Genomic DNA, 10380 nt, shown 5'->3' with positions numbered 1-10380 from the left:
CCGTACGAGCCCCCGCCCTGGCCGCCCCAGGACGGTCGGTCCTGCCCGAAGACCCCGCGCGAGCCGCCGAACTGGCTGCGCTTGGGCTCGAGGCGGCGCCACGAGATGAGGTGCTGCGGGATCTCGGCGAGGAACCGGGACTCGGGGTTCTGCATCGGATCGCCCCAGGTGGCGCGGACCATCGCGCGGGAGAGGTAGAGGCGCTCGCGGGCGCGGGTGATGCCCACGTAGGCGAGGCGCCGCTCCTCGGCGAGCTCCGCCTCGTCGCCCAGCGCGCGCATGTGCGGGAACTGCCCGTCCTCCCAGCCGGTCACGAAGACCACCGGGAACTCGAGGCCCTTCGCGGTGTGCAGGGTCATCATGGTGACGACGCCGGCCTCGCTGTCGGGCACCTGGTCGGCGTCGGCGACCAGCGAGACGCGCTCCAGGAAGGCGGCCAGGGAGCCGGGCTCCGGCGCGCCCTCGTCGACGACGACGTCGGTGAAGTCCTGCGCGGAGAACTCCCGCGCGACGCTGATCAGTTCCTCGATGTTCTCCAGGCGCGCGCCGTCCTGCGGGTCCGACGAGCCCTCCAGCTCGGCCCGGTAGCCCGTCTTCTCGACGACGGCGTCGAGCAGATCGCCGAGGTCCTGATCCTCGTCGGCCGCGGTGCGCCGCAGGTCGGCCATGAGGCCCGCGAAGGCGGCGATCGCGTTGCGCGAGCGCGGGTTCAGCATCACGACGGTGCCGTCGACCGCGTCCTCGATGGCGGTGCTGAACGTGCCCCCGCGGTTCTCGGCGTGCACGGTGAGGCAGGCCTGCGCCCGGTCGCCGATGCCGCGGCGCGGGGTGTTGACGATGCGCTGCAGGCTGACGGTGTCGTTCGGGTTGTCGATCGCGCGCAGGTACGCGACCAGGTCGCGGACCTCCTTGCGCTCGTAGAAGCGCACGCCGCCGACCACCTTGTAGGGCACGCCGTGGCGGATGAAGACCTCCTCCAGCACCCGTGCCGCGGTGTTGGTGCGGTAGAAGACCGCGACGTCGCTGTACTTGACGCCCTTGTCGGCCAGCGCGTCGATCTCCGAGACCACGAAGCTCGCCTCGTCGTGCTCGTTGTCGGCCACGTAGCCGGTGATCAGGTCACCGTCGCCCTGGTCGGTCCAGAGCTTCTTCTCGCGGCGGCCCGCGTTGCGGGAGATGACCGCGTTGGCCGCGGAGAGGATGGTCTGGGTGGAGCGGTAGTTCTGCTCCAGCAGGATGGTCTCCGCGTTCGGGAAGTCCCGCTCGAACTCCTCGATGTTGCGGATCGTGGCGCCGCGGAAGGCGTAGATCGACTGGTCCGCGTCACCCACCACGCACAGCTCGCTGGGCTCCACGCCGTCGGCGTCGGTCTCCAGGCCCACCAACTCGCGGACCAGCACGTACTGCGCGTGGTTGGTGTCCTGGTACTCGTCGACCATCACGTGCCGGAAGCGGCGGCGGTAGTACTGGGCGACGTTGGGGTGCGACTGCAGCAGCGCCACCGTCTCCCCGATGAGATCGTCGAAGTCGAAGGCGTTCGCGCCGCGCAGGCGGGCCTGGTACGTGCCGTAGACCTCGGCGACGGTGACCGCGAAGGGCTCCCCCGTCTTCGCCGCGTCCGCGGAGGCCTGCTCCGGATCGATCAGCTCGTTCTTCAGGTTGCTGATGTGGGTGGCGAGCGCCCGCGGCGCGAACTTCTTCGCGTCCAGCCCCATGTCCTTGACGATCATGGTGAGCAGGCGGCGGGAATCGTCCGCGTCGTAGATGGAGAAGTTGGAGTTCATGCCCGGCAGCAGGCCGGCCTGGGCGCGGAGGATGCGCACGCAGGTGGAGTGGAACGTGGAGACCCACATGATCTTGGCGCGGTTGCCGATGATGCCGGCGACGCGCTCCCGCATCTCCGCCGCGGCCTTGTTGGTGAAGGTGATCGCGAGGATCTGGCCGGGGTGCATGTTGCGGGCGGCCAGCAGGTAGGCGATGCGGCGCGTGAGCACCGCCGTCTTACCCGAGCCCGCGCCCGCGACGATGAGCAGCGGAGATCCCTCGTGCAACACCGCGGCGCGCTGCTGCGGATTCAGCCCCTCGAGCAGTTCCTGGCCGCGTTCCTGCCGCTCCACCTGCGCTGCTGGGCGGGAGAAGGGCTGACGCTGGCGGAGTCCGGACTGCTGCGGTGCTGGGTTACTCATCTCCCGTCCAGAGTAGCCGGGACGACCGACAGGTTTCGCAGCCGCGCGCCGGGGGCGGGCGTGGGCGCCGGGCACGAACAATCGAAGCGTTCTGCGATGTTCCGTCGCGGGGACCTCGCAGAACGCTTCGAAAGGTGTGTCGGCGTCAGGCTGCCGCGGGGGCCGCCTCCGCAGTGTCTGCGCCGGCCGACGCCTCGGCATCCGTCGTGTCTGCGCCGGTGGCGTCCTCGGATGCGGCGCCCTCGGCAGCGGCGGAGTCGTCCGTCGCCTCCTCAGCGGGGGTCTCCGCAGGCGTCTCCGCGGCCGGGGTCCCCGTCGCCGGCGCCTCGGCGGCCGGGTTCCCGGTCGCCGGGGTCCCGGTCGCCGGGGTCTCGACCGGTGCCTCGGTGGTCGGCGTACCGGCCGCCGGGGCGTCCTCGTCGGTCACCGTCGGAGTCGAGGGCTGCGCACCGCCCGTCGACGGGGCGGGCGAGGCCTCGTCGACGGTGTCCGCCACGGCCGCCTTCGCCGGCGCATCGGCCAGGGTCGTGGCGTTGCCCGCGTCGGCGGTCTTGCCGGTCAGCCCGTCGAGGAAGCCGGTCCCGACGCCCAGCAGGCCCGGGAGGAGGCCGATGGTGAACGGGTTGTCCGAGAACAGCGCGTCGCTGCCGGCGGTCAGTGTGCTCCCCAGCCCCGCCACCGCGGCGTTGATCGCCGCGATCGGGTCACCCGTGCCGAGCGCCTTCACGACGTTCTCGAGGCCGGTGAAGACCGTCGACGGCAGCACCCGAGTGGCGTTGTAGAGCCCGAGCGTCAGGTACAGCAGCGGCTCCGCCGCCCCGTCGAGTCCCTTGCCCAGGGGACCCAGGAACGGGTTGATCTTGTCGCCGGTCTGGAGGACGGCGCCGCCGAGCTCGAGCAGCGGCGCGGCCAGGATGCCGTGGATGACCTCGTAGGAGTCGGCCCACTTGCCGGCCGGAACGCCGGTGAGCAGGGTGCTGACGATCCGCTGCACGCCGTCGGGTCCGGCGAGGTTGGTCGCGATCCGGGTCAGCGTATCGGTCCAGATCCCGCCGATCGCGCCGAAGTCGGGCAGCGCGGTCGGCGACGCCGCGAGCGTGGACGCGGATGCGGACGTGAAGGTGACCTTGTTGCCCGTCGGCAGCGTGAACGGTCCCGCGCTCGCCCAGTCGGACCCGGCGATCCCGCCGATGATCGTCGGGACCAGGTTGATCAGGCTGGGGATCGCACCCATCTCCCCGAACAGCGCGCCGATCACCTTCTCGCTGACAGCGGAGGCCGTGCCGAACAGCGAGGTCAGCGCCGCAGCGGGACCGCCGGTGCTGAGCGCCTTGAGCGCGGCGGTGACACCGTCGGCGAGGAGCGCCGGCACCTCGACGCCCGCCTGGAGCGGGCCGAAGGCGAGGCCGATGAGCGGGATCAGCGCGGCCTTCAGCCCGTCGCCGATCGGCCCGAGCTGACCGCCGATCGCGTCCATCACCGGGAGCAGGCTGATCGTGGGGGTGAGGATCGCGCCGGTGATGGTGGTCGCGAAGGTCGTCCACGCGTAGCCCAGATTCCCCGCCGCGAGATCCTTCTGGATGCTCTCGAGGTTGTCGAACAGGTTGTTCCCGAGGTAGTCGAAGAAGGCCTTGCCGGCGTCGCCGGCCGCACCCGCGACGGTGCCCGCGGTGGCGAGTTGGTCCTCCACCAGCTTCGTCAGGCCGGTGACCGGGTCCGTGACGAACTTCAGGCCCATCGCCGTGGCCCAGTTCGCGACGGCACTGGCGGCGCCGCCGAGGTCCTGAACGATCGGCGGGAGCGACGGTGCCGTCACGGCACCCATCGACGTCGCGACCGGTGCGACCGCGATCGCCGCCGCGGCGGCCATGGCGACGGCGGGTGCGGCGTAACGACGGTGGGAGGACCGAGGATCTGCTGCGAGCATGGAGAAACACCCTTCAACTGGAGTGAGCCGGATCACACAAGAACCGGACGAACGGAACATACGCCCACGTCGTGGATTTTCGGACGGCTTTCGAAGAAGCTTTGCGACACCACACGTCCATCTGTCTCAATGCAGTCTGCACGTTTCTGAACACACCAGGTCACGCGATGTTTCTCCGCCTGATACGGAACCGCTCCCCAGCGGTGGCGGCGCGGCCGGTAGTTCCGCGGCGCTCAATGCTGGGGAGCGGTTCCTTCGCACCGTCAGGCGTCGGCGGAGACCTCCGCGCCCGTCGTGGAGTCGGAGGCGCCCTGCTCGACCTCGGCGCCACCCGTCGGGGCCTGCTCCTCAGCCTCCGCCGGGACCTCCGTGGTGGGCTCGGCGGGCGCGCTCGGCTCGGCGGGCACCGACGGCTCCGCCGGAACCGTCGGCTCCGCGGGCTCGACGGGGGCGGCGGGCTCCGCCGGGGTGACCGGCTGGGCCGGGGTGACCGCCGCATCGTCGTCGACGACGGTGCCGCCGGCCGCCGGCGTGACGACCGCCGGGACCGACGCATCGACGGCTGCGGACGTCACGGGCGCGAGGGCCGTTTCGGCGGTCGTCGCGACCACGTCCGCGGCGGGCTTCGCCGAGTCCGCGGCGGGCGCTGCGGGCTTGAACGCGTCGAGGATGTTCTTGCCGATGTTGGCCAGCCCCGGGAAGACCGCGTTGTCGAAGGGGTTGTCCTTGGCGACGAACAGGCGATCGTTGAGGAACGTGGTCAGAGCGCCGATGTCGGCCGTCAGCCCGGTGAGCGCCTTGGCCGGATCACCGGACAGCAGCGCCGTCACCAGGTTCTGGCCGATCGCGACCACCTTGCCCGGGGTGTCGAAGAGCACCGCCAGAGCGGAGTTCCCGAGCCCGATGAAATCCGCCTGGGAGTTCGTGAGGCCGACACCGATCGGGCCGAGGTACGGGTTCACGAGATCGGTGATCGGCATGATCCCGCCCAGCAGGACGATGATCGACAGCGCCTTGGCCTTGTCGGCGACGTCGCCGATCGCGCCGGCCGGATCACCCTTGCCGAGCTTGCCGAACGCGTCGGTGATCGTCTTCACGACGCCGGGGGTCCACTCGTCGCCCTTGACGCTCGAGACGAACATCTCGAAGCCCGCCTTCCAGGCGTCGAACAGCGTCGCGAAGTCCGGCATCCCGAGCGCCGGCGCGGAGGCGACGGCGGCGCGGGCGGCCATGGCGTCGGCCTGCGCGGAGGCGGGCAGCTTGGGGATCAGCTCACCGAGCACCGCGGAACCGGCCTTGACCAGGTTGGGAATCAGTCCCGTCGCCGCATTGGTGACGTTGGCCTCGAGGAACTTCCCGATGCCCGCGACTCCGGACGAGACGGCGGCACCGATCTTGGTGACGTCGCCGGAGAGCATCGCCTTGACGATGGCCTCGCCCGCGGCGAGCACCTCGTACGGCAGGCGCGTGGTGAGCGCGAGCGCGGACTGGCCGAGCGGGATCAGGTACGGGAAGGCCGCGTCCAGCCCCTTGCCGAGCGCCCCCAGCTTCGGGTTGAACTCGCCCGAGATGGGGAACAGGACGGCCATCATCCCGATCATCGCGGTGGTCTCGACCAGGCTGCCGATCGGCCGGTACGCGCCGGCGACGCTGCCGGCCTTGAGCGCCTCGAGCGCCTGCTCGAAGGACTTCTGCACGCCGCCGCCGAACTCGCCGGCGAGGCTGGCCTGGACCTGCTTGAAGGCCTCCTGCAGCGTGTTCGCCAGGAAGGTCACGTCGCCCCAGCCCCACGTGGGGGCCGCCGCGGCGGCAGCGACGGGCCCGGCGGCGCGGGGCAGGAGGTTCGCAACCGAGCCTGCGACCTGCGTCTGCAGGTTCACGAGCTTCGCCGGGTTCACCAGGACGGTGGACGCGGGCGCGGTGACGGCGCCGACGGAGGCGGTGATCGGCGCGACGGCGATCGCGGCCGCGGTGACCATGGCGAGGGAGGCGCCGGCGTAGCGGCGCGGGACGGATCGACGGACGACGGCTTGCATTTCAGGCAGCACCCTTCGGCTGGAGTGAGTCCGATCACAGAAGATTCGGACCAGCGCACCATACAACCCACACCGTGGATATACGTCCGAATTCGCGGAACTCTGCGACATTGGACGTTGATGTGTCGCACCGTTGAATCCACGCTGCGGGCAAATGCCAGGTGAGGGCGTATCCGCTCGCCGCAAGCAGCCGGAGAGGCTCGCAGGGGTCAGGACGCCGGGACCAGCAGGCCGACGGGCCCACTACCCACGCAGGCGACGAGGCCCGGGGTCTCGGCGCGCGCGATCAGGCCGTCGCCGGTCCCCGTCACCCGGGCGTAGACGGTGTGCGCGCCCCTGCGGACGGGCACTCGGACCGGCGTGGCGCCGCGCTGCTGCTGCAGCACGACGACCCCGTCGGACGAGGCGAGGTAGTTGAACTGCACGACCCAGTCCCAGAAGGCGAGCGGGCCCTCGTAGGCCAGGGTCGCGGGGGCGGCGTCGTCGACGCGGGTGCCGCACGGGAAGGGGCCGAGCGGCAGGCTGCGGACGCGCGTGACCTGCCCGGGGCGGAAGCGACCCTGCTGGTCGACGACGGTCGCCTCCCCCGCGTGCTCGGCGAACCGCGGGTGCGCGGGCTGCGTGGCGAGGATCCGCGAGAGCCGATTGTTGGGACCGGCGAGCCGCGCCAGGATGTCGCCGTGGACCTCCTGGTCGAGCACCTCGCGATCCGCGTACGCGGCCGCCCCCGCGCGCAGGTTCTGCAGGTAGGGGCCGGTCGGATTGTCGTGCCACAGGGGCGCGAAGCGGACGGCGGAGACGGTGCCGCTGAGCGCGAAGGCGATCACGACGGCGGCCCACAATCGCCGGTCGCTCGGGAATCCGGCGACTTTCGACCTCAGGAGGCCGAATCTGGCCTCGTGACCCCGGATTCGGCCGGTTTCACAACGAAGAACGATCGCCGCAGCCAGGGTGAGCACCCACGCGAAGTCGGCGAAGTAGCGCAGGGAGAGCGGCAGCAGCGCCGACGTGTACTCGGAGCTGCGCAGGAAGAAGACCGTCGACGAGGCGCCCAGGAAGTAGGCCCCGGCCGCACCCCAGGCGGCGAGGCCGCGCGGCGCCCGCCACCAGGTCGCCGCGAGGATCGCGGCGATCGCGAGCAGCCCCACGACGGTGATCGACACGTCGGTGACCACGAGCGGCGGCCCCGGATTCTCGCGCCGCCACGTCCACGGCCCGCCGACCGCGGCCGGCGCGAGCACCGCATTCACCGACCGCCACAGCACACGGGCAGTGAACCCGACGGTGTGCGTGCCCGGCCGCGACGCCGTGACCGACAGCCACAGCACCACCCACGCCGCGACCACCAGCGCGAACGCCGCCCACAGCCAGCGGCCGCGGCGCAGCACCGTCCGGACCGGTCGACGGTGCCCGCGCACGTACGGCAGCAGGCAGGCCGCCGCGAGCGCGACGAACGGGATGACCAGCGCCTTCTCGAAGAAGAGCAGCGAGACCAGCAGCGCCGCCACCGCGTACCCGCCGGACCGCCGCCGGCCGCGCAGGTACCGCACCGTCTCGGCCACGACCACCGCGAGCCCGATCTGCAGCGGCAGCGCGTTGAGCGCCGACGCCCACCACGCCGTCGCCGTCAGGGTGAGCGGGCTGAACAGAAGGAAGACGAACGGCACCAGGACCACCGGGCGTCGGCCCGCGACGATCACCAGCGTGCGCAGGGTGAGCACCGAAGCCGCCAGCTGCAGCACCAGGATCGACGCGGCGGCCACCGGCCAGCTCAGCGGCGCGACCTTGGTGGTCACCGCGGCCGCGAACAGCGTGCCGGGCATGAAGTGGCCGTCGTAGTCGACGAACCAGGCGCCGAGGTCGGTCAGCGGGCGCGACGCCCGGCCGATGAACGCCACGTCGTCCCAGTAGAAGTTCCCGCGCGCGAGCACGTACCCGCGGACCGCGAGCTGCCCGACGAGGAGCAGCGCCGCGCCGATCCACAGCACGCGCCGCGAGGCGGGCACGGTGGGTGGGCTTGCGGCAGGCACGGTGCTCGATGGTAGATCCCACGGCTGTGGAAAACTTGAACCCATGAGCACACCGGACGACACCGGCGCCGAGACGCCGCTCGCCGACGAGGAGATCCAGGCCCTCCGCGAGGAGATCGACCGCCTCGACGCCGAGATCCTGGCCGCGATCAAGCGCCGCAGCGAGGTCTCGCAGATCATCGGCCGCACGCGCATGGCGTCCGGCGGCACGCGGCTGGTGCACTCGCGCGAGATGAAGGTGCTCGAGCGGTTCTCCGAGCTCGGCCGCGAGGGCCACACCCTCGCGATGCTCCTCCTGCGCCTGGGCCGGGGCCCGCTCGGCCGGTAGCCGTCAGGCCCGGCCGACCCCCGCGAAGAAGTCCAGCAGGCCGTTCGGCGCGTCGCCGCCGAGCATCATCGTCGCCATCTCGTCCGCGTCCGCCGCGGACTGCTCGGCACGGACGAACATCTCGCTCTCGTAGGCGGTGAGGGCGGCGTCGAGGTCGCCGGGGTTCTCGACGATGTGCCGGGCCAGCTCGGCACCGTCGAACAGCGCGATGTTCGCGCCCTCCCCGGCCGGCGGGCTGACGTGCGCGGCGTCGCCGACCAGCGTGACACCGGGGACGCGGTCCCAGCGCAGCCCGACGGGCAGGGTGTAGAGCCGCCGCGGCACGAGCGGCGTGTCCGATTCGCCGATGAGGCGGGTCAGCTCCCCCGACCAGCCCGGGTACTCGGCGAGCACGCGCTCGGCGGCCGACGGTGCCGACCAATCGATTCCGTCCGCCCACTCCTCGGGCACGTGCAGCTGCGCGTAGGTGTGGACGATGTCGCCCGCCTCCGCGTGCGTGCTGATCCCGCGGCCCGGCGCGAGCGCGAACATCGCGCCCTCCCCCACGAGCTCGGCGATGCCGGGGTGGCGGCGCCGGACGTCGTGCAGGTAGGTCTCGACGTAGGTGGTGCCGTAGTACGACGGTGCCGCGTCCGTCACCAGGGCGCGCACCTTGGACCAGGCACCGTCGGCCCCGACCAGCAGCCCGGTCTCGACGACGGTGCCGTCGGCGAACGACAGCTCGTGCCGCCCGCCGCCGAGCGCGCGCACCGCGACGACCTTGGCGCCCCAGCGGATGGCGTCGGCCGGCAGGGAGTCGATGAGCAGCTGTCGCAGCTCGCCGCGGAGGACCTCGGGCCGGCCGCCGTCGCCGTCGTCCGGGAGGTCGAGGAGGACGGTGCCGTCGCGGCCGAGGGCCCGGGTCGCCTCGCCGCCCTCGTGGATCAGCGCGCGGAACTGCGCGGTGAGGCCGGCCGCCTCGATCGCGGCCTGGCCGTCGGCCTCGTGGATGTCGAGCTGGCCGCCCTGCGTGCGCGACATGGGCGTCGGCTCGGCCTCGTAGATCACGGCGTCGATGCCGTGGACGTGCAGGACGCGGGCCAGGGCGAGGCCGCCGAGCCCGGCGCCGATGATCGTGATGGATGCCTGCATGGCGCTCCCCTTTCATTGGAACAACGTTCCATACGAGTTTGGAACATCGTTCCATTCGTGTCAAGATGGAGCCGTGCCACCCCGCAGCCGCCGCACCGACGCCCTCTCCCGCGACCGCATCGTCGACGCCGCGATCGGCCTGCTCGACGAGAGCGGCGCCGACGCACTGACCTTCCGGGCCCTCGCGACCGCCCTCAACACGGGCAGCGGGGCGATCTACCACCACGTCGCTGGCAAGGACGAGCTCCTCGCCGCCGCGACCGACGCCGTCCTGCGGCCGATCCTCGCCGCGCCCACGGGCGGCTGCGACCCCCGCGAGACGATCCGCGGCCTCGCACTCACCCTGTTCGACACGATCGATGCGCACCCGTGGCTCGCCGCCCAGGTGATGGCCAATCCGGGCCGGGCGGCGAACCTGCTGCTCAGCGAGCGGATCGGCGGCGCCGTGCTGGCGATGGGCACGCCGGAGGAATCGCTGTTCGACGCCGCCACCGCGATCGTCGGCTACGTGCTCGGATCGGCGGCCCAGAACGCCGCCAACGCTCGGTCGGACCTCGCCCGCAGCGGGCCCAGCCGCGAGGAGCTGCTGGGCGGCGTCGCGGCCCGCATCGGGCAGTTGCAGCCCGACGAGTTCCCGTACCTGCACCGCATCGCCGCGACCATGGCCGATCACGACGACCGCGCCCAGTTCCTCGCCGGACTCGACCTGCTCCTGGCCGGCATCGACGCCCTGTAGCGAACG

Annotated in this window: 7 protein-coding genes; 2 read left to right on the top strand and 5 right to left on the bottom strand. The window is 71.9% G+C overall.

Annotation, left to right across the window (positions count from 1 at the left end; genetic code table 11):
* From LB823_RS16830 to LB823_RS16815, 4 genes are all read right to left on the bottom strand, one after another.
* On the bottom strand, positions 1-2186 hold a 2186-nt coding region (locus LB823_RS16830), incomplete at its 3' end, for an ATP-dependent helicase (RefSeq protein WP_224649028.1).
* A 145-nt stretch (positions 2187-2331) separates the two neighbouring features.
* Entirely contained in the window at positions 2332-4113 is a 1782-nt protein-coding gene (locus tag LB823_RS16825) for a hypothetical protein (RefSeq protein WP_224649026.1), read from the bottom strand.
* Between the two features lie 263 nt (positions 4114-4376).
* Positions 4377-6149 (bottom strand): hypothetical protein, encoded by a 1773-nt coding sequence (locus LB823_RS16820; RefSeq protein WP_224649023.1) that lies wholly within the window; start codon positions 6147-6149, stop codon positions 4377-4379.
* A 209-nt stretch (positions 6150-6358) separates the two neighbouring features.
* Positions 6359-8179 (bottom strand): hypothetical protein, encoded by a 1821-nt coding sequence (locus LB823_RS16815; protein ID WP_224649021.1) that lies wholly within the window; start codon positions 8177-8179, stop codon positions 6359-6361.
* 43 nt (positions 8180-8222) lie between these two features.
* Between LB823_RS16815 and LB823_RS16810 the strand changes: the two genes are divergently transcribed.
* Entirely contained in the window at positions 8223-8507 is a 285-nt protein-coding gene (locus LB823_RS16810) for a chorismate mutase (RefSeq protein ID WP_068524189.1), read from the top strand.
* Positions 8508-8510: 3 nt separating this feature from the next.
* On the opposite strand, the gene LB823_RS16805 is transcribed toward LB823_RS16810, so the two are convergent.
* The gene (locus LB823_RS16805) at positions 8511-9638 is read right to left on the bottom strand and encodes an NAD(P)/FAD-dependent oxidoreductase (protein ID WP_224649009.1); all 1128 of its coding nucleotides are present in this window, start codon (positions 9636-9638) and stop codon (positions 8511-8513) included.
* 73 nt (positions 9639-9711) lie between these two features.
* Here LB823_RS16805 and LB823_RS16800 point away from each other — a divergent pair, with 73 nt between their 5' ends.
* A complete protein-coding gene (locus tag LB823_RS16800) occupies positions 9712-10374 on the top strand; it encodes a TetR/AcrR family transcriptional regulator (RefSeq protein ID WP_224649007.1) in 663 nt (220 codons plus the stop codon).
* Positions 10375-10380: the final 6 nt, after the last annotated feature.

Source organism: Tsukamurella sp. M9C (assembly GCF_020169415.1).
GTDB lineage: Bacteria > Actinomycetota > Actinomycetes > Mycobacteriales > Mycobacteriaceae > Tsukamurella.
The sequence above is the reverse complement of the archived record's forward strand: the minus strand, read 5'-3'. Positions and strand labels throughout refer to the sequence as shown.

What these genes read in the sequence shown, in the direction of transcription:
- LB823_RS16825 (WP_224649026.1), bottom strand. Translation starts at nt 4,113, where the DNA reads ATGCTCGCAGCAGATCCTCGGTCCTCCCACCGTCGTTACGCCGCACCC.
- LB823_RS16820 (WP_224649023.1), bottom strand. Translation starts at nt 6,149, where the DNA reads ATGCAAGCCGTCGTCCGTCGATCCGTCCCGCGCCGCTACGCCGGCGCC.
- LB823_RS16810 (WP_068524189.1), top strand. Translation starts at nt 8,223, where the DNA reads ATGAGCACACCGGACGACACCGGCGCCGAGACGCCGCTCGCCGACGAG.
- LB823_RS16805 (WP_224649009.1), bottom strand. Translation starts at nt 9,638, where the DNA reads ATGCAGGCATCCATCACGATCATCGGCGCCGGGCTCGGCGGCCTCGCC.